We start from the raw sequence: 19,085 nt of genomic DNA, 5'->3' as shown, positions 1-19,085 counted from the left end.
GAAGACATAACTTAGCTGGCATACGAAAAATGCTAAGACGCATTTGTCATAATTATTTCATCCTTGAGACATCAAAGTTATATCGGTTTGCCACCACTCGTCTGCATCCTTCTCCATTCGTGCCCTGGAACGCAAGTCCCAGCTGTTTCAGATCATTTACGCCATCACGTTGCGAGGTGGCAGTCGCTGTCTATACTCGGGTGGGAATGGAGTTAGCTGATGACACCCGACTGCACACGCAGCAAGGCTCGGCGATTCAAGTTCGTAGTCTGAAAAAGCCGCTCCCTTGCCGCAGGTGAAAGCCGGCGGGATAAAAAGAACGATAAGGGGAACCCGCAATGATGCGACATCCACACGTCTGGATGGGCCTCCTGTTGTGGTCGATTTTCAGTCAGGCACAAGCGGCCTGGACTGTGAATATGGCGCCTGGAGCGACTGAAATCAGTCACGCAGTATTTGACCTGCACATGACCATTTTCTGGATCTGTGTAGTGATCGGCATCATCGTCTTCGGCGCCATGTTCTGGTCGATGATTCTCCACCGCCGCTCGACCGGGCAGGTGGCCGCAAAATTTCATGAAAGCACCACCGTTGAAATCCTCTGGACCATCGTGCCCTTCCTGATCCTGGTGGCCATGGCGGTTCCCGCGACCGCAACCCTGATCAAAATGTACGACGCCAGTGAGCCGGATATCGATATCCAGGTCACCGGCTATCAGTGGAAGTGGCACTACAAATACCTGGGCCAGGACGTTGAGTTCTTCAGCAACCTGACCACGCCCGCCGATCAGATCCACAACAAGGAAGCCAAGAGCGAGCACTACTTGCTTGAGGTCGATAAGCCTTTGGTGCTGCCGATCGGCGCCAAGGTGCGCTTCCTGGTGACTTCCGCCGACGTCATCCACTCTTGGTGGGTGCCGGCCTTTGCGGTCAAGCGCGATGCGATTCCGGGGTTCGTCAACGAAGCCTGGACCCGCGTCGACAAGCCCGGCATCTACCGCGGTCAATGCGCCGAATTGTGCGGCAAGGATCACGGCTTCATGCCGATCGTAGTCGAGGTCAAGGAAAAGGCCGATTACGAAAAATGGCTGGCCGAACGTAAAGCCGAAGCCATGCAGCTTAAAGAGCTGACCAGCAAGGAATGGACCCTCGACGAGCTCAAAGAGCGCGGCGACAAGATCTATCACACCACCTGCGTCGCCTGTCACCAGGCCGAAGGTCAGGGCCTGCCACCGATGTTCCCGGCGCTCAAGGGCTCGAAAATCGCTACCGGCCCCAAAGAAGGCCACCTGAGTCTTGTCTTCCACGGCAAGCCTGGCACCGCGATGGCGGCGTTCGGCAAGCAGCTCTCGGAAGTCGACATCGCGGCAGTCGTGACCTACGAACGTAACGCCTGGGGCAACAACAAGGGCGACATGGTCACGCCTAAAGAAGTGCTGGAGCTGAAACAGGCGGAAAGCAAATGACCCGGTCTATTGCGCACGTAAGGAATCAGTCGGGGCATCGCGCCCCGGCCTGCCCAGCCCATCTGTTTGCAGGAGACAGGACATGACTGCTGTCGTCGATGACCATGTTCATACCGGCACCGCCCACGCCCACGGCCCCGCCAAAGGCCTGATGCGCTGGGTGCTGACCACCAACCACAAGGATATCGGCACGCTGTACCTGTGGTTCGCGTTCTCCATGTTCTTGCTCGGCGGCTCGTTCGCGATGGTGATTCGTGCCGAGTTGTTCCAGCCGGGGCTGCAAATCGTCCAGCCGGAGTTCTTCAACCAGATGACCACCATGCACGGTCTGGTGATGGTCTTCGGTGCGGTGATGCCGGCCTTTGTCGGCCTCGCCAACTGGATGATCCCGTTGATGATCGGCGCGCCGGACATGGCCCTGCCACGGATGAACAACTTCAGCTTCTGGCTATTGCCGGCGGCGTTCATCCTGCTGGTATCGACCCTGTTCACCCCCGGCGGTGGACCGAACTTCGGCTGGACGTTCTACGCCCCGCTGTCGACGACCTACGCACCGGAAAGCGTGACCTTCTTTATCTTCGCCATCCACTTGATGGGGATCAGCTCGATCATGGGCGCGATCAACGTGATCGCCACCATTCTCAACCTGCGCGCCCCCGGCATGACGTTGATGAAAATGCCGCTGTTCGTCTGGACCTGGCTGATTACCGCGTTCCTGCTGATCGCGGTGATGCCGGTACTGGCCGGTTGCGTGACGATGATGCTGATGGACATCCACTTCGGCACCAGCTTCTTCAGTGCCGCCGGTGGTGGTGACCCGGTGTTGTTCCAGCACGTGTTCTGGTTCTTCGGTCACCCCGAGGTGTACATCATGATTCTGCCGGCCTTCGGTGCCGTCAGCTCGATCATTCCGGCCTTCTCACGCAAGCCGCTGTTCGGCTACACCTCGATGGTCTATGCGACGGCGAGTATCGCGTTCCTGTCGTTCATCGTCTGGGCGCACCACATGTTCGTGGTCGGCATTCCGTTGGTGGGCGAGTTGTTCTTCATGTACGCCACGCTGCTGATCGCGGTGCCGACCGGGGTCAAGGTGTTCAACTGGGCCAGCACCATGTGGCAAGGATCGCTGACCTTCGAGACACCGATGCTGTTTGCCGTGGCGTTCGTGATCCTGTTTTCCATCGGCGGTTTCTCCGGGTTGATGCTGGCCATCGCCCCGGCGGACTTCCAGTACCAGGACACCTACTTTGTGGTCGCGCACTTCCACTATGTACTGGTACCGGGGGCGATCTTCGGGATCTTCGCGTCGGCCTACTTCTGGCTGCCGAAATGGACTGGCCACATGTACGACGAAACCCTCGGCAAGCTGCACTTCTGGCTCTCGTTCATCGGCATGAACATGGCGTTCTTCCCGATGCACTTCGTGGGGCTGGCGGGCATGCCGCGGCGGATTCCCGACTACAACCTGCAATTCGCCGACTTCAACATGGTGTCGTCAATCGGTGCGTTCATGTTCGGCGCCACGCAGATCTTCTTCCTGTTCATCGTGATCAAGACCATCCGTGGTGGCCCACCCGCACCGGCCAAACCGTGGGATGGGGCCGAAGGCCTGGAATGGAGCGTTCCGTCACCGGCGCCGTATCACACCTTCACCACGCCGCCGGAAGTGAAATGAACGCCTTACCCTTGGTGAGAACTGGCCAAGCCTTTGTGGCGAGGGGATTTATCCCCGTTGGGCCGCGAAGCGGCCCCAAAACCTGTGACCGCGGTGTATCAGGCATAACCCATGGTTCGGTTTTACGACTGCTTCGCAGCCGAACGGGGATAAATCCCCTCGCCACAGAGTTCTCGGCGGAGGTAGGGGATCATGGCTGACTCTATTTCTTTGAAGAAGCTGGTCACGCGCCTGTTGCTGGTGGTGGTGGCGATGTTTGTCTTCGGGTTTGCCCTGGTGCCGATCTACGACGTGATGTGCAAGGCGTTCGGCATCAACGGCAAGACCGGCGGGCAGTACGAGGGCGAACAAACGGTCGACACCTCGCGGCAGGTTCGCGTGCAGTTTCTGTCGACCAATTCCGCCGACATGTCCTGGGATTTCTACCCCAAGGGCGATGAGCTGGTGGCGAATCCGGGGGCGGTGAACGAGATGATTTTCATCGCCCATAACCCGACCGACAAACCGATGAGCGCGCAAGCAGTTCCGAGCATCGCGCCCAGCGCCGCGGCGGCGTACTTCCACAAGACCGAATGTTTCTGCTTTACCCAGCAAGTGCTGCAGCCCGGTCAACGGATCGAGATGCCGGTACGTTTCATCGTTGACCGTGACATGCCCAAGGATGTGAAGCACCTGACGCTTTCCTACACGCTGTTCGATATCACCGCACGTCATCCACCCGCGGCTGTTGCTGCAAACACCGGTGGCTAGGCGTTAAAGCGTGCCCGATAAGGAGAACAATAAATGGCAACTCATGAACATTATTACGTTCCGGCACAGAGCAAATGGCCGATCATTGCCACGGTCGGAATGTTCGTCACCGTGTTCGGCCTGGCCACCTGGTTCAACGACCTGAAGGCGGCGCGGCCGGAGTCCCACGGCCCGCTGATCTTTTTCGTCGGTGGCCTGCTGCTGGCCTACATGCTGTTCGGCTGGTTCGGTACGGTGATCAAGGAAAGCCGCCAGGGGTTGTACAGCGCACAGATGGATCGCTCGTTCCGCTGGGGTATGAGCTGGTTCATCTTCTCGGAGGTGATGTTTTTCATCGCGTTCTTCGGCGCGCTGTTTTATGTGAGAAACATTTCCGGCCCGGCGCTCGGGGGTGAAGGGGTCAAAGGCATCGCGCACATGCTCTGGCCGAACTTCCAGTTCGCCTGGCCATTGCTGCATACCCCTGACCCGAAACTCTTTCCGCCACCCAAGGAAGTCATCAGCCCTTGGGGCCTGCCGCTGCTCAACACAGTGTTGTTGGTGAGTTCCAGCGTCACCGTGACCATCGCTCACCACGCCTTGAAAAAGGGCCATCGCGGCGCGCTGAAAATCTGGCTGGCGCTCACCGTGTTACTGGGCTGCGCGTTCCTTGGTTTTCAGGCCGAAGAATACATGCACGCCTACCACGAACTGGGCCTGACGCTCGGTTCGGGCATCTACGGCGCAACCTTCTTCATGCTCACCGGCTTCCACGGCGCCCACGTGACCATCGGCACCATCATCCTGTTTGTGATGTTGATGCGGATCATGCGCGGGCACTTCGACGCCGATCATCAGTTCGCGTTTGAAGCGGCGAGTTGGTACTGGCACTTCGTGGACGTTGTGTGGATCGGTCTGTTCGTTTTCGTCTACGTGCTCTGAGGCTTACCAAGGTACGTGCGATACCAACTGGCCGCTGAAAAAACCCCAGGCAATCAAGCCGACGGTAATGGCGGCCAGCGCAACACGAACACTCAAGGCAATGACGAGGCGGTTCGAGCTGCTGTCGTCCTTGACCAAAAAAAACAGGCCGCTGAACAGGCTGACAACCGTGGCAATCAGCATCAGGACGATGGCTGCTTTGAGCATGGTGAAACTCCGGGGGAAAGGCGATGCACTTGAGTATAGCTATCGCGACTACCGACTTTCTGGCGACGCCATGAAGCGTTTCCGGCCGGGCATCGTGCCGACCCTGGTGGTCGCGGTGTTGTTGCCCATGCTGGTATCACTCGGGTTCTGGCAATTGAGCCGGGGCGCAGAGAAAAGCGCGCTGCTGCAAAGCTACACCGAGCGCCGTGCCGCTGAACCGATGGCCAGCACCGAGCTGCAACACAGCGCAGATCCGGCCTTTCGCCGGGTTCACCTGCACGGCCAGTTCGATACCGCCCACAGCCTGTTGCTGGATAACCGTCAGCGTGGCGGCAAGGTAGGCGTCGAGCTGCTGCAACCGTTTCAGGATCAGGCAACCGGGCTCTGGCTGCTGGTCAATCGCGGCTGGCTGCCGTGGCCGGATCGCCGCACCCCACCGCAATTCACCACACCGACTCAGGCCTTGAGTCTCGTTGCCTGGGTCTACGTCTCCCCCGGCGCCACCTTCCAGTTGCACGCCGACCCGAATACCGCCACGTGGCCACAACTGGTTACCGCAGTTGAACCCGCCAAGCTCTGGACGGCACTGGATCGCGAAGGTTTTGCCTACGAATTACGCGCAGAAAGCGGTCCCGCGACTTATCAGGCTGACTGGCCGGTAGTCGCCATGGGACCGGAAAAACACCTGGCTTATGCCGTGCAGTGGTTCGCCATGTCGATCGCCCTGTTCGGCCTCTATCTCTATCTCGGCTGGCACAACGCAAAGGAGAAACACCATGGGAGCGGCCATGAATCCACCCAGCATGTCTGAGGCGAAATCGCCGGCGAGTCGGCGCAAGGGTCGTTTGCAGTTGCTGCTGATCCTGCTTGGGGTGATCGGTCCGATGATCCTCGCCACCGGCATGTACAAATTGCAGTTCTGGGTGCCGGAAGGTCGCAGCTATCACGGCGAACTGATCGGCAACGGCCAGACCCGCGCCGACCTCGGCGTGCAGGCGCAGGAGGATCGTTGGCAAATACTGGTGACCGCGCCCAAGGATTGTTCGGTGGACTGCCAGCAACTGGTGTACCTGGCGCGGCAGATCCAGATCGGCCTCGGCCGTGATGCCGGGCGCGCCAGTCATGCCTTGGCCGTAGCGCAACCGCTGAGCAGCGAATACGACGCCAAGCTGACGCGCGAGTATCCTCAATTACAGCGCTACCCACTGAGCCTGACCGACTTCCATAAAACTGCCGGCGACCAGGCTGTGCCGCAGCTTTGGATCATCGATCCGCATGGCAATCTGGTGCTGCGCTACGACCCGACGGTGAAAGGTAAGGATCTGCTCAACGACCTGCGCCATTTGCTGAAACTGTCGAACATCGGATAAGGGCATCGTCATGGCCAAACCTGGATTTCGCCTCGCGCTGTTTGCCACCTTGCTGGCACTGATTGTGGTGTTGCTCGGCGCCTACACCCGCCTGACTCACGCCGGCCTCGGCTGCCCGGACTGGCCGGGTTGCTATGGCTTTATCAGCGTGCCCAAAAGCGAAGTTCAATTGGCCCATGCCGAACTGCATTTTCCCGACGCTCCCGTCGAAGCCCATAAAGGCTGGAACGAGATGGTTCACCGCTACTTCGCTGGCACGCTGGGGCTGCTGATCTCGGTATTGGCCGGCCGCGCCTGGGTTCATCGTCGTCATCCAGGGCAGCCGGTGAAGTTACCGTTGTTTTTGCTGGCAGTGGTGATTGCCCAAGCGGCATTCGGCATGTGGACGGTGACGCTCAAGCTCTGGCCACAAGTGGTCACCGGGCATTTGCTCGGCGGCTTTGCGACGTTGAGCCTGTTGTTTCTGCTGACGTTGCGCCTGTCCGGCGTACTACCAGCGCTGACCGTGCCACGGCGTTTGCAGTACTGGGCGACCGCCGGGTTGCTGCTGGTGATCCTGCAAATTGCCTTGGGTGGCTGGGTCAGTTCCAACTACGCGGCGGTGGCCTGTATCGACTTCCCGACCTGTCACGGTCAATGGCTGCCGCCCGCGGACTTCGCCAACGGTTTTCACCTGACTCAACACATCGGCCCCAATTACCTCGGCGGGCAACTGGACAGCGATGCCCGCACCGCGATTCATCTGACTCACCGCATCGGCGCATTGCTGGTGACGCTGGTGTTGCTCGGGCTGGCGTGGCAACTGAAAGTCGTCGGCATGACGCGGTTGGCCGGGCTGGTGCTGATCGCACTCGCCGCGCAAATCACCCTCGGCATCAGCAATGTGCTGTTTCACCTGCCGCTGCCAGTGGCCGTCGCGCATAACGCGGGCGGCGCGGCACTGTTGCTGACGATGGTGCTGGTCAATTATCACGCGCGAACCAGTCTGGTTCGGGTCAAGCAGCAACCCCCTGCGCGCTGGCGGTTCAGTCTGCGCAAACACTCAGCCGGGCCCATAACAATAAAAGGAGAGATGCCATGGCGACTCTGATCGGCGCACGTCACAGTCAGGCGATCTGGCGTGACTACCTGGAGCTGACCAAGCCGAAAGTGGTGGTGCTGATGCTCATCACCTCGCTGGTCGGCATGTTCCTCGCGACCCGCGCCGGGGTGCCGTGGACGGTGCTGGTGTTCGGCAATCTGGGGATCGCCTTGTGTGCCGGTGGTGCGGCGGCGGTCAACCATGTCGTGGACCGGCGCATCGATGCGGTCATGGCCCGCACGCACAAACGTCCCCTGGCCGAAGGTCGAGTGTCGCCTGCGGCCGCGCTGACGTTTGCCTTGGTATTGGCGGTGCTTGGGCAAGCCGTACTGCTGGCCTTCACCAATCCGCTCACGGCCTGGCTGACCCTGGCCTCGCTGCTCGGCTATGCGGTGGTCTACACCGGTTTCCTGAAACGCGCGACGCCACAAAACATCGTCATCGGCGGACTGGCCGGTGCCGCCCCGCCGCTGCTCGGCTGGACCGCTGCCACCGGCCACGTCAGCGCCGAACCCCTGTTGCTGGTGCTGATCATCTTCGCCTGGACACCGCCGCACTTCTGGGCGCTGGCCATTCACCGCAAAGAGGAATACGCCAAGGCCGATATTCCGATGCTGCCGGTGACCCATGGCGAGCACTACACCAAGGTCCACATCCTGCTTTATACCTTCGCGCTGCTGGCCGTGAGCCTGATGCCGTACGTGATCCACATGAGCGGTGTGCTCTACCTGATTTGCGCACTGGGACTTGGCGCGAGGTTTCTGCAATGGGCCGTGGTGCTGTACCGTGGCACTCGGCCGCACGCGGCGATCAACACCTTCAAGTACTCTATTTACTACTTGTTCCTGCTGTTTATCGCGCTGCTCGTAGATCACTACTTACTGTTGAACCTATGACTCGAACCCAGAAAACCGTCTTCATCCTCGTCGCCCTGATCGCGCTGGTCCTGGGCCTGACCATCAACAAAGTGCTGTCCGGCAAAGGCCAGGGCGACCCGACAGCCCTGATCGATGCCGGGATCATTCTGCTACCGCAAAGCCGCAACCTGCCGGCCGTGACAATGACCGATCAGGACGGCAAGCCAGTGGCGATCAACGAGTTGAAAGACAAATGGTCGCTGCTATTTTTCGGCTACACCTTCTGCCCCGACATCTGCCCGACCACCCTCGCCCAGCTGCGCCAGATCAAAAGCGAACTGCCGCCAGAAGCGGTGGCCAAGTTGCAGATCATTCTGGTCAGCGTCGACCCGAATCGCGATACGCCCCAGCAGCTCAAGCAGTACCTGGGCTACTTCGATCCGCAGTTCCAGGGGCTGACGGCGTCGTCGGTTGAAGACATTCAGAAACTGGCCAATGCGGTGAGCATTCCGTTCATTCCGGCGGACACCAGCAAGCCGAACTACACCGTCGACCACAGCGGCAACCTGGCGGTGATCGGGCCGGACGGGACCCAGCGTGGGTTCATTCGTGCGCCGTTGAACAACGTGAAACTGGTGGCGCAGTTGCCGGTGATGCTTACCCGTAAATAACCAACACAACACCCTGTGGGAGCGGGCTTGCTCGCGAAGAGGCCATAACATCCAACATCAATGTTGACTGTTGCACCTCTTTCGCGAGCAAGCCCGCTCCCACAGGTACGGTGTTTCAGGCATAAAAAATGGGGCGCCCAATGCGCCCCATTTTTCGTTACAGCAATAGATCAGAACGCCGGCAATACCGCGCCTTTGTACTTCTCGAGGATGAAGGCTTTCACTTCCGGGCTGTGCAAGGCAGCAATCAGCTTCTTCATCGCTTCGCTGTCCTTGTCGTCTGGACGGGCAACGAGAATGTTCACGTAAGGCGAGTCGCTGCCTTCGATGACCAGCGCGTCCTTGGACGGATCAAGCTTGGCTTCCAGCGCGTAGTTGGTGTTGATCAGTGCCAGGTCGACCTGGGTCAGCACGCGCGGGATGGTCGCGGCTTCCAGTTCACGGAATTTCAGGTCCTTGGTGTTCTCGGTGATGTCCTTGACGGTCGCGAGGATGTTGTTCGAATCCTTCAACTTGATCAGGCCAGCCTTCGCCAGCAGCAACAGCGCACGACCGCCGTTGGTGGCGTCATTCGGGATAACCACGTTGGCGCCGCCTGGCAGCTCGGTCAGTGCTTTGTACTTGCTGGAGTAAGCACCCAGCGGTTCCAGGTGCACACCGGCAACGGCCACCAGGTTGGTGCCCTTGGCCTTGTTGAATTCATCGAGGTACGGCTGGTGCTGGAAGAAGTTGGCGTCCAGACGTTTCTCGGCGACCTGCACGTTCGGCTGGATGTAGTCGGTGAAGACTTTGACCTTCAGGTCCACGCCTTCTTTGGCCAGGGCCGGTTTCACGAATTCGAGGATTTCTGCGTGCGGAACCGGGGTGGCCGCGACGGTCAGGGTTTCATCGGCCTGAGCAGAGAACGCTGCAACGGCTGCGAGCGCTACGAGTAGTTTTTTCATTCAGCTAACTCCTTGTGGGCGCCCGTTTGGCGCCTGCCAGCGAATGGCCGGCTCATGTCTTGTTTACGAGAACTGTTTATTTTCTGGAGAAGTGTACGACCAGCTTGTCGCCAACCATTTGCAGAACCTGCACCAGCACCAGCAACAGCACCACAGTGACGATCATCACATCGGTCTGGAAACGCTGGTAGCCGAAACGGATCGCCAGGTCGCCCAACCCACCGGCACCGACTACACCAGCCATCGCCGTGTAGGACACCAGTGTAATAGCCGTCACCGTAATCGCCGCGTAAATGCCCGGACGGGCCTCTGGCAGCAAGGCGTTGAGGATGATCTGCTTGGTGGTCGCGCCCATGGCCTGGGTTGCTTCAATGATGCCGCGATCCACCTCACGCAGAGCGGTTTCCACAAGTCGCCCGAAAAACGGCGTGGCGCCCACCACCAGCGGCGGAATCGCACCGGCGACGCCGAGCGAAGTGCCGGTGATCAGCACGGTGAACGGGATCATCACGATCAGCAGGATGATGAAGGGCAGCGAGCGCAGGATGTTCACCATCAGCGACATCAGCCCATAGGCCACGCGGTTTTCAAGCAACTGGCGCGGGCTGCACAGGAACAACAGCACCCCCAGCGGCAGGCCGAGCAGGATGGTGAACAGCAGCGAACCACCGAGCATCTGCATCGTGTCGCTGGTGGCCAGGCCGATTTCCGCCCAATCGATGTTTTTGAAGAACTCTTTAGCCGCTTCGATAAATGCGTCGTACGATTCCATCAGCGCAGCACCTCCATGTGGACGTCAGCTGCAGTGAAGTGGGCGAACGCCGCTTCCATGTCGCCACCGGTAACGGCCAGGGTCAATTGCCCGTAGGGCACATCTTTGATGCGGTCGATACGACCGGCCAGGATGCTGTAGTCCACGCCCGTTTCACGAGCGACGGTGCCCAGCAGCGGTGCGTAGGTCGATTCGCCCTGGAAGGTCAGACGCACGATGCGCCCTGGAACGTGAGCGAAGTCGTCGCGCTGTTCGCTTTCGTCGATCTGCTCATCTTCTTGCACGAAGCGTTTGGTGGTCGGGTGCTTCGGATGCAGGAACACCTCGGCCACCGAACCTTGCTCGACGATCAAGCCAGCGTCCATCACCGCGACCTGGTCGCAGACCCGGCGGATCACGTCCATCTCGTGGGTGATCAACACGATGGTCAACTTCAGCTCGCGATTGATCTCGGCCAGCAATTGCAGGACCGACGCGGTGGTCTGCGGGTCCAGTGCGCTGGTGGCTTCGTCGCACAACAGGATTTTCGGCTTGGTGGCCAGGGCGCGGGCAATGCCGACACGCTGCTTCTGGCCACCGGACAACTGCGCCGGGTACTTCCTGGCGTGGTCGGACAGGCCGACCCGCTGCAGCAATTCGGCCACACGCCGGTCAATCTCACTGCGCGACAGTTCACCGGCCAGGGTCAGCGGCAGCGCGACGTTGTCGGCCACGGTCTTGGACGCCAGCAAGTTGAAGTGCTGGAAAATCATCCCGACCTGCTGACGGAAGCGCCGCAGGCTGTTGGCGTCAAGCGCGGTAACTTCTTCGCCGTCGACAAATATCTTGCCGCCACTGGACTCTTCCAGGCGATTGATCAGACGCAGCAGGGTACTTTTTCCCGCACCGGAATGGCCAATCAGACCAAAGACCTGACCGTTCTCAATCGTCAGACTGGTCGGATGCAGGGCGGGAATATCCTTACCGGCGACGCGGTAGGTTTTGTGGACGTTTTGAAACTCGATCACGTAGCGAACCTTGTGGGGCGCGTTGGAAAAGGATCAGCGGTTAGCCGGGCGCGCATTTTAGCCTGTCCGTATAGAGGTTATTAGCATTTATTCCGCATTCAACCTTCCATTTGGCAATAACGCGATCAAAGGTTAGAAAAAAGGAACGGCGCAAAACGTCATCAGTCACTAATTAGGCAACTCGAAACGCCCCCGGTCCGTGCCTGGGGTATTGCTCAAGAGTCCTGGCTACGGCGGGAGTCGCAACGAGGAGTTTTGTCTGATGAGTACTAAGAAACCTGCCGCAACCAAAAGCGCACTGGCCGGGACCGATACCCCGGACCGCGGGAACACCAATGCCAAGCTCGACAGCCTGGAGCAGTTTCGCTCCGACGCCACTGAACAGGCCCTGCGCACCAACCAGGGCGTGAAAGTCTCGGACAACCAGAACACGTTGAAGGCCGGCGCCCGCGGGCCATCGTTGCTGGAAGATTTCATCATGCGTGAAAAAATCACGCATTTTGACCATGAACGCATTCCCGAGCGGATCGTCCATGCCCGCGGCACCGGCGCACACGGCTACTTCCAGAGTTATGAAACCCATTCCGTGCTGACCAAGGCCGGGTTCCTACAAGACCCCAGCCAAAAAACCCCGGTCTTCGTCCGTTTCTCCACGGTGCAAGGCCCTCGTGGGTCGGGCGATACCGTGCGGGATGTGCGAGGTTTCGCGGTGAAGTTTTTCACCGACGAAGGCAACTTCGACCTGGTGGGCAACAACATGCCGGTGTTTTTCATTCAGGATGCGATCAAGTTTCCTGACTTCGTGCACGCGGTGAAACCCGAGCCGCACAATGAGATACCCACCGGCGGTTCAGCTCACGATACCTTTTGGGATTTTGTCTCTCTGGTACCGGAGTCGGCGCACATGGTGATCTGGACCATGTCCGACCGGGCGATCCCGAAAAGCCTGCGCAGCATGCAAGGCTTCGGCGTGCATACCTTCCGCCTGATCAATGCCGAAGGTAAATCGCGCTTCGTCAAATTCCACTGGCGCCCCACGGCCGGGACCTGTTCGCTGGTATGGGATGAAGCGCAAAAACTCGCCGGTAAAGACACGGATTACCACCGCCGCGATCTCTGGGAGTCGATCGAGATGGGCGACTACCCGGAATGGGAACTGGGTGTACAGATCATCGAGGAGGAGAACGAACATACATTCGACTTCGACATCCTCGACCCGACCAAGCTGATTCCGGAAGAGCTGGTGCCGATCACCCCGCTGGGCAAAATGACCCTCAACCGTAACCCCGACAACTTCTTCGCCGAAACCGAACAGGTCGCCTTCTGCCCTGGGCATATCGTGCCGGGGATCGACTTTTCCAACGATCCATTGCTGCAAGGCCGGCTGTTTTCCTACACCGATACGCAGATCAGCCGACTCGGTGGGCCGAACTTTCACGAGATCCCGATCAACCGCCCGGTGGCACCGTTCCACAACGGTCAACGGGATGCGCTGCATCGCACCACCCTCGACAAGGGCCGCGCGTCCTACGAGCCGAACTCCATTGATAGCGGCTGGCCAAAAGAAACGCCGCCGGCAGCCCAGGATGGCGGCTTCGAAAGTTATCCAGAGCGCATCGACGCCAACAAGATCCGTCAGCGCAGCGAATCCTTCAGCGACCACTTCTCCCAGGCGCGGCTGTTTTTCCACAGCATGAGCAAGCACGAGCAGGAGCACATCATCTCGGCTTACAGCTTTGAATTGGGCAAGGTTGAGCGGGCGTTCATCCGCGCACGCCAGGTGAATGAGATTCTGGCCAACATCGATCTGGAACTGGCCAAGCGCGTGGCGCAGAACCTGGGGTTGCCAGTGCCCAAAGCCGGGACGGTCGACGTACGCAAAACCTCACTGGATCGCTCGCCCGCGCTGAGTCAGGCCAACTTGCTGCCGGCGGATATCAAAACCCGCAAAGTGGCAATCCTGGCAGCCAATGGCGTCGATGGCTCAGCGATTGATGCCATGAAGAAAGCGCTGAAGGCCGAAGGCGCGCACGCCAAACTGCTCGGCCCGACGTCTGCTCCGGTGACAACCGCCGATGGCAAGGCATTGCCGGTCGATGCGTCGATGGAAGGCTTGCCTTCGGTGGCGTTCGATGCGGTGTTTGTGCCCGGTGGCGCGGCATCGATCAAGGCGTTGAGCACTGACGGCGTGGCGCTGCATTACGTGCTGGAGGCGTACAAACACTTGAAGGCGATTGCGCTGCAGGGCGAGGCCAAACAGTTGCTGGATGTGTTGAAACTCGAGGCTGATGCGGGGTTGATCGTGGGGGCGGATGCGAAGTTGATCAAACCGTTTTTTGCCGCGATCGGGCAGCATCGGGTGTGGGACAGGGAGCCTAAGGCCAAGGCGATTCCGGCCTGAAGTTTTGTATCGATGGCAAGGACGCCTTCGCGAGCAAGCCCGCTCCCACAGTTGACCGGGTTGCTCAAAAGAACGCGGTCAACTGTGGGAGCGGGCTTGCTCGCGAAGCTTTTAGGGTTTACGCGGACTCAAAACCATCTGCGCAGGAACGTTACGCAGAATCTGCTTCTCCAGATTCAGGTCAAAATCCGAATCGAGCTTCTTCACGCGCTTGGTCAGCAACGTGGTCAACCAAGGGAAGTCCTGGGTGCGTGGCGCCTGAATGCTCACGTCGCACTGGTAATTCACCACATCGGCGGCGATCGCATCCAGTTGGCGACGAAGCTTGGTCATATCAGTCAGGTTCAACGCAACTGTGGTGCTTTCAGCCGTCGGATCGATGACTTTGGCCTGTGGCTTGGCTTCGGCAGCCATGAGCGCCGCTTCGGCTCTATCCAGTTCAGCTTTGCGGGCATCAACGATGGCGTTGTTGACCCCACCGGTCAGCGCCGGAGCCTTGGGCATCAACGACCGGGCGCGGCTCAGCGCAGTGGCAGCGGCATTCACATCGCCTTTTTGCAGCACGATCTGGCTGCGGCGCAGATAGGCTTCGGCCAGTTGCCGCTGGTATTGCTCAAGGGATTGATCATTGGGCGACTCGGCCTGCAAGGCAGCCAGTTGATCTTCGGCAGTCGCCAGTTCGCCGCTGGCCAGGCTTTGTTGCAGCTGTGCGATGGCCGTGGCCCGTGTACCGGTAGCCTCGGGGGCCGCCGGTGGCGTGCTTTGACAAGCGCCCAGTAGCAACGAAAATGCGACAAGGAGCAGATAACGGGAGGGGAACAGCTTCATTCCTGCGACTCTCTATTTGCGCAAAAAACGAGCAAGTCTACACCCCTCGACGGGGCAGGACAAAACTCAGCAGAAACAGTGCGGCGGCCGTCACGACAATCGATGGGCCCGCCGGGGTGTCCTTGAACCACGACAACGCCAGCCCGCCACAGACCGCGAGCATACCCAGCAGGCTCGCGCCCAGTGCCATCTGCTCCGGTGACCGGGCGTGACGTTGTGCCGCAGCCGCCGGGATGATCAGCAAGGACGTAATCAGCAACACACCGACGATTTTCATCGCCACTGCGATCACCACGGCGATCAGCAACATCAGGGTCAAGCGCAACGCCGCCACCGGCAGACCTTCAACCCTGGCCAATTCTTCATGCACCGTGATTGCCAGCAATGGCCGCCACAACGTCACCAGCAAGGCCAGAACGCCCGCGCTGCCGCCGAGTATCCAGGCCAGATCGGTCGGGCTGATCGCCAGCAAGTCGCCGAACAGATAAGCCATCAGGTCGATCCGCACTTCGTGCATGAAGCTTAGTACGACCAAACCCAAAGAGAGCGTGCTCGGTGCGAGAATTCCCAAAAGCGTGTCAGACGCCAGCGGTTGGCGCTGTTGCAAGGTCACCAGCAACACCGCCAACAGCAGACAGCCTACGGTGACCGCAACGGTCGGACTGACATCCAGCAGAAAACCCAGCGCCACGCCGAGCAGCGCGGCATGGGAAAGGGTGTCGCCGAAATAGGCCATGCGCCGCCAGACCACGAACGAACCCAGCGGGCCCGCAACCAACGCCAGGGCCAGACCTGCAAGCAGGGCGTAGAGCAGAAAATCAGCCATGCTTGCAGCTATCTCCGTGAACGTGGGTAGGGGCCGACGGGGCGGCGTTGACCACCGAGCCATGCAAGTCATGGGCGTGGTCGTGATGGTGGTGATAAATCGCCAGGCTTTGTGCGTTCTTTCCGAACAGCTCGACGAAAGCCGGATCGCCGCTGACCTGCTCGGGATGCCCGGAGCAGCAAACGTGACGGTTGAGACAGACCACCTGGTCGGTGGTGCTCATCACCAGGTGCAGATCGTGGGACACCATCAACACGCCGCAGCCGTGACGGTCGCGCAATCGTGTGATCAAGCTGTAGAGCTCGGCCTGACCGGCCACATCGACGCCTTGCACAGGTTCATCGAGTACCAACAATTCCGGCTCGCGCAGCAATGCCCGGGCCAGCAGCACCCGCTGCATTTCGCCTCCGGAAACACTTTGCACCGGGCTGTCGATCACCTGTTCGGCGCCGACTTCCTTGAGTGCCGACAAGGCCATGGCGCGGTCCACGCCCGGCACCAGACGCAAGAAGCGCAGCACCGACAGCGGCAGCGTCGGATCGACGTGAAGTTTTTGCGGCATGTAACCGACCCGCAGTTTCGGCTTGCGCCACACGCTGCCGCTGTCCGGTTTCAACAGACCGAGTACAGCGCGCACCAGCGTGGTCTTGCCGGCGCCGTTAGGGCCGATCAGGGTGACGATCTGCCCCGGCTCGACGCTCAGTTCGATGTTATCCAGCACGTTTTGCCCGGCAAAGGTGACAGCAACCTGCTCGAGGCGGATCAGCGCGTTGCTCATCAAACCCCCTGGCAACCCGAGCAGAGGCCGACCACTTCGACGGTCTGGCCTTCGACGACAAATCCGACATCCTTGGCGCTACTGATGACCGCGTCACTGATGGATTTCTGTTCAAGCTCGATGGCGGCGTGGCATTCGCGGCAAATCAGGAACTGGCCCTGGTGGGCGTGCCCCGGGTGATTGCAGCCGACGAAGGCGTTCAGCGAGGAGATGCGGTGTACAAGGCCGTTTTCCAGCAGGAAGTCCAGCGCACGGTACACGGTCGGCGGCGCCGCACGGCGGCCGTCCTGCTCGCTGAGCACCGCGAGAATGTCGTAGGCGCCCAACGGCTTGTGGCTTTGCCAGACCAGTTCCAGCACCCGCCGGCGCAAGGCGGTCAGGCGCAAGCCTTGACGTGCGCACAGAGCATCGGCCTCAGACAATGCGCTATGCACGCAATGAGAGTGGTCGTGGGGACGGCTGGCAATCGGTGTTTTAGGCATGAGCGGCGACGAGTTTTGTGAGAGACGTTATTATGTTACCCGTTCTCGCCTCTTCGAGTGGTCATCGTGTCCCGACTTTTTTCTATCTTTGTCGCATTTGTCGCAAGTTTTCTGCTGATCGGTTCAGCTCACGCCGAAGTCAAAGTTCTCACCAGTATCAAGCCTCTACAGCTGATCGCCGCGGCAGTGCAGGACGGCGTGGCGATTCCGGAAGTCTTGCTGCCGCCCGGCGCCTCGCCTCATAACTATGCCTTGCGCCCATCCGACGTACGGAAGGTGCAATCGGTGGATCTGGTTTACTGGATCGGTCCGAGCATGGAAGGTTTCCTGCCCCGCGTGCTGAATGGTCGTACGCTGCCCAGTGTCGCCGTGCAGGATTTACCGGGCCTGAAACTGCGACACTTCGCCGAAGATAGCCACTCCCACGCCGAAGAAGCCGACGAACATGATCACGATCACCGCCCAGGCAGTCTGGACGCGCACTTGTGGCTTTCGCCGGTCAACGCCCGCGTCATCGCCACAAAAATGGCGGCTGACTTGAGTGCAGCCGATCCGGCCAATGCCGCGCGTTATCAGAGCAACCTCAAGGCGTTCGATGAGCGTCTGGATGCGCTGGATCTTCGCTTGAAGGCGCGCCTGGCCGGCATCGCGGGCAAACCGTACTTCGTATTCCACGAGGCCTTCGACTACTTTGAAGACGCCTACGGCCTCAAGCACGCCGGCGTATTCAGCGTGGCCGCCGAGGTCCAGCCCGGCGCCCAGCACGTCGCGGCAATGCGCACCCGCTTGCAGGAAGTCGGCAAAACCTGCGTGTTCAGCGAACCGCCTCTGCGTCCGCGCCTGGCGGAAACCCTGGTGGCGGGTCTGCCGGTGAAGCTGGCGGAACTGGACGCGCTGGGCGGGTACACGCCGGCGACCGCTCAGGGGTATGAGCAGGTGCTGGAGAAGTTGGGGAATGATTTGGCGGGGTGTCTGGAGTCGTTGTAACCCGAACATTTGTGGCGCCCCCATTCGCGAGCAAGCCCGCTCCCACATGGACCGCATAAATCCTGTGGGAGCGGGCTTGCTCGCGAAGCTTTTAGAGGGCGAACGGCAGCGGCGTGCTGACCTTCTGCCGCTGCGCCAGACGCTGCTGAAACTCCATCGGATCGTGAATCAGCACGTCCTGCCCGGCAAACGACTCGGCGGCGATCAACCGCGACAACCAGAATCGCACACACGCCACCCGCAGCATGGTCGGCCACAACTCCGCCTCGGCTGCCGTGAACGGTCGCAGCGTTGCATAAGCACCGAGCAACGCCCTCGCCCGTGGCCCGTCGATCAACCCGCTCTCGTCCGAACACCAGTCGTTCAAGGCGATCGCCACGTCGTAGAGCATCGGCCCCGAACACGCGTTATAGAAGTCGATCAACCCGGTCAGGTGAGTGCCTTCGAACATCGCGTTATCGCGGAACAGGTCGGCGTGGATATTGGCTCGCGGCAGCGCCAGAATTTTTGTCTTCTGCTGTGTGATTTCGTCCAGCGCCCGCTGCAGCAGATCGCTTTGCTCGGCATTGAGGTGCGACAGCAACTGCGTGCCCTCTTCCAGCATCCAATCCAGACCGCGATCGGTCTTGCGCTTGATCATGTTGGCCTGGGTCGCAAGGTGCAGATGGCCGAGCAACTCGCCCACCTGAGCGCAATGCTGCGCATTGGCTTCCTTGATGTGCTTGCCGGCCAGACGTGGCTGCAACAGCGCAGGTTTGCCGGCCAGTTCGCGCAAGGCGACGCCATCGGTGGTGCGCAAGGCATAAGGCACGGGCAGGTCGGCGTCATGCAGCACGTCGAGCAGTTCGATGAAGAACGGCATCTCCTGAACCGGACCACGCTCAACCAGGGTCAGGACAAATTCGCCCTGCTCCAGGCTGATGAAGAAATTGGTGTTTTCGCTACCGGCGGCAATCCCCTGGAAATCAAGCAGGCGGCCGAGCCCGTAAGGGGCGAGAAAGGTTTCCAGCTCGGGCCGAGCCAGCGGGGTGAACACAGACATGTTTGAACTGCCAGTACGGG

General features: G+C 60.0%; 20 protein-coding genes. 11 read left to right on the top strand and 9 right to left on the bottom strand.

Annotated elements, in window-relative coordinates; genetic code table 11:
- The first annotated feature begins 338 nt into the window (after window positions 1-338).
- The 4 genes from coxB to KGB03_RS13490 all read left to right on the top strand — a co-directional run bounded on the left by coxB (window position 339) and on the right by KGB03_RS13490 (window position 4,812).
- Window positions 339-1,466, top strand: coding sequence for a cytochrome c oxidase subunit II (gene coxB / locus KGB03_RS13505; RefSeq protein WP_111448118.1), 1,128 nt, complete (start codon window positions 339-341; stop codon window positions 1,464-1,466).
- Between the two features lie 82 nt (window positions 1,467-1,548).
- Window positions 1,549-3,141, top strand: coding sequence for a cytochrome c oxidase subunit I (gene ctaD / locus KGB03_RS13500; protein ID WP_111448119.1), 1,593 nt, complete (start codon window positions 1,549-1,551; stop codon window positions 3,139-3,141).
- 192 nt (window positions 3,142-3,333) lie between these two features.
- Complete coding sequence (locus tag KGB03_RS13495) at window positions 3,334-3,891, top strand: cytochrome c oxidase assembly protein (RefSeq protein WP_140676036.1); 558 nt, start codon at window positions 3,334-3,336, stop codon at window positions 3,889-3,891.
- A 33-nt stretch (window positions 3,892-3,924) separates the two neighbouring features.
- On the top strand, window positions 3,925-4,812 hold the full coding sequence (locus tag KGB03_RS13490; RefSeq protein ID WP_008152473.1) for a cytochrome c oxidase subunit 3: 888 nt from the start codon (window positions 3,925-3,927) through the stop codon (window positions 4,810-4,812).
- 3 nt (window positions 4,813-4,815) lie between these two features.
- On the opposite strand, the gene KGB03_RS13485 is transcribed toward KGB03_RS13490, so the two are convergent.
- Window positions 4,816-5,019, bottom strand: a complete 204-nt coding sequence (locus KGB03_RS13485; RefSeq protein WP_008152470.1) for a twin transmembrane helix small protein — start codon at window positions 5,017-5,019, stop codon at window positions 4,816-4,818.
- 70 nt (window positions 5,020-5,089) lie between these two features.
- Between KGB03_RS13485 and KGB03_RS13480 the strand changes: the two genes are divergently transcribed.
- From KGB03_RS13480 to KGB03_RS13460, 5 genes are read left to right on the top strand one after another with little or no spacing between them, the layout of a single operon-like run.
- Complete coding sequence (locus KGB03_RS13480) at window positions 5,090-5,830, top strand: SURF1 family protein (protein WP_192408678.1); 741 nt, start codon at window positions 5,090-5,092, stop codon at window positions 5,828-5,830.
- Window positions 5,796-6,389 carry a hypothetical protein gene (locus tag KGB03_RS13475; protein WP_134098241.1) on the top strand — a complete coding sequence of 198 codons (594 nt, stop codon included), beginning with the start codon at window positions 5,796-5,798 and terminating at the stop codon, window positions 6,387-6,389. Before KGB03_RS13480 ends, KGB03_RS13475 begins: the two co-directional genes overlap by 35 nt.
- Window positions 6,390-6,399: 10 nt before the next feature.
- Window positions 6,400-7,479: a COX15/CtaA family protein gene (locus KGB03_RS13470; RefSeq protein ID WP_218538496.1), complete on the top strand. Its 1,080-nt coding sequence runs from the start codon at window positions 6,400-6,402 to the stop codon at window positions 7,477-7,479.
- Window positions 7,467-8,366, top strand: coding sequence for a heme o synthase (gene cyoE / locus KGB03_RS13465; protein WP_140676021.1), 900 nt, complete (start codon window positions 7,467-7,469; stop codon window positions 8,364-8,366). Before KGB03_RS13470 ends, cyoE begins: the two co-directional genes overlap by 13 nt.
- Window positions 8,363-8,998, top strand: a complete 636-nt coding sequence (locus KGB03_RS13460) for an SCO family protein (RefSeq protein ID WP_111448124.1) — start codon at window positions 8,363-8,365, stop codon at window positions 8,996-8,998. Before cyoE ends, KGB03_RS13460 begins: the two co-directional genes overlap by 4 nt.
- Window positions 8,999-9,168: 170 nt before the next feature.
- Here the strand turns inward: KGB03_RS13460 and KGB03_RS13455 are convergent, their stop codons facing one another.
- The 3 genes from KGB03_RS13455 to KGB03_RS13445 form a co-directional block, all read right to left on the bottom strand.
- Window positions 9,169-9,942 carry a MetQ/NlpA family ABC transporter substrate-binding protein gene (locus KGB03_RS13455; RefSeq protein ID WP_111448125.1) on the bottom strand — a complete coding sequence of 258 codons (774 nt, stop codon included), beginning with the start codon at window positions 9,940-9,942 and terminating at the stop codon, window positions 9,169-9,171.
- Between the two features lie 76 nt (window positions 9,943-10,018).
- Window positions 10,019-10,714 carry a methionine ABC transporter permease gene (locus tag KGB03_RS13450; RefSeq protein ID WP_008152458.1) on the bottom strand — a complete coding sequence of 232 codons (696 nt, stop codon included), beginning with the start codon at window positions 10,712-10,714 and terminating at the stop codon, window positions 10,019-10,021.
- Window positions 10,714-11,721: a methionine ABC transporter ATP-binding protein gene (locus tag KGB03_RS13445; RefSeq protein WP_218538495.1), complete on the bottom strand. Its 1,008-nt coding sequence runs from the start codon at window positions 11,719-11,721 to the stop codon at window positions 10,714-10,716. The genes KGB03_RS13450 and KGB03_RS13445 overlap by 1 nt, the downstream gene beginning before the upstream one ends.
- Window positions 11,722-11,983: 262 nt before the next feature.
- Between KGB03_RS13445 and katE the strand changes: the two genes are divergently transcribed.
- Window positions 11,984-14,122 carry a catalase HPII gene (katE, locus tag KGB03_RS13440; protein WP_223527253.1) on the top strand — a complete coding sequence of 713 codons (2,139 nt, stop codon included), beginning with the start codon at window positions 11,984-11,986 and terminating at the stop codon, window positions 14,120-14,122.
- Between the two features lie 111 nt (window positions 14,123-14,233).
- Here katE and KGB03_RS13435 read toward each other — a convergent pair whose 3' ends face one another.
- From KGB03_RS13435 to zur, 4 genes are read right to left on the bottom strand one after another with little or no spacing between them, the layout of a single operon-like run.
- Window positions 14,234-14,950 carry a PA5502 family lipoprotein gene (locus tag KGB03_RS13435; RefSeq protein WP_111448128.1) on the bottom strand — a complete coding sequence of 239 codons (717 nt, stop codon included), beginning with the start codon at window positions 14,948-14,950 and terminating at the stop codon, window positions 14,234-14,236.
- Between the two features lie 37 nt (window positions 14,951-14,987).
- Complete coding sequence (znuB, locus tag KGB03_RS13430) at window positions 14,988-15,776, bottom strand: zinc ABC transporter permease subunit ZnuB (RefSeq protein WP_008155991.1); 789 nt, start codon at window positions 15,774-15,776, stop codon at window positions 14,988-14,990.
- Window positions 15,769-16,554, bottom strand: a complete 786-nt coding sequence (gene znuC / locus KGB03_RS13425) for a zinc ABC transporter ATP-binding protein ZnuC (RefSeq protein WP_111448129.1) — start codon at window positions 16,552-16,554, stop codon at window positions 15,769-15,771. The genes znuB and znuC overlap by 8 nt, the downstream gene beginning before the upstream one ends.
- On the bottom strand, window positions 16,554-17,036 hold the full coding sequence (gene zur, locus KGB03_RS13420) for a zinc uptake transcriptional repressor Zur (RefSeq protein ID WP_111448130.1): 483 nt from the start codon (window positions 17,034-17,036) through the stop codon (window positions 16,554-16,556). The genes znuC and zur overlap by 1 nt, the downstream gene beginning before the upstream one ends.
- Window positions 17,037-17,102: 66 nt before the next feature.
- On the opposite strand from zur, the gene KGB03_RS13415 reads away from it, so the two are divergent.
- Window positions 17,103-18,023 carry a zinc ABC transporter substrate-binding protein gene (locus KGB03_RS13415; protein WP_223527252.1) on the top strand — a complete coding sequence of 307 codons (921 nt, stop codon included), beginning with the start codon at window positions 17,103-17,105 and terminating at the stop codon, window positions 18,021-18,023.
- 91 nt (window positions 18,024-18,114) lie between these two features.
- On the opposite strand, the gene KGB03_RS13410 is transcribed toward KGB03_RS13415, so the two are convergent.
- The gene (locus KGB03_RS13410; RefSeq protein ID WP_192408695.1) at window positions 18,115-19,065 is read right to left on the bottom strand and encodes a homoserine kinase; all 951 of its coding nucleotides are present in this window, start codon (window positions 19,063-19,065) and stop codon (window positions 18,115-18,117) included.
- Between the last annotated feature and the right edge of the window lie 20 nt (window positions 19,066-19,085).

Source organism: Pseudomonas sp. BF-B-26 (genome assembly GCF_019956495.1).
Lineage (GTDB): Bacteria > Pseudomonadota > Gammaproteobacteria > Pseudomonadales > Pseudomonadaceae > Aquipseudomonas.
Note: the sequence above shows the minus strand (reverse complement) of the source record. Positions and strands in the feature narration are given on the sequence as shown.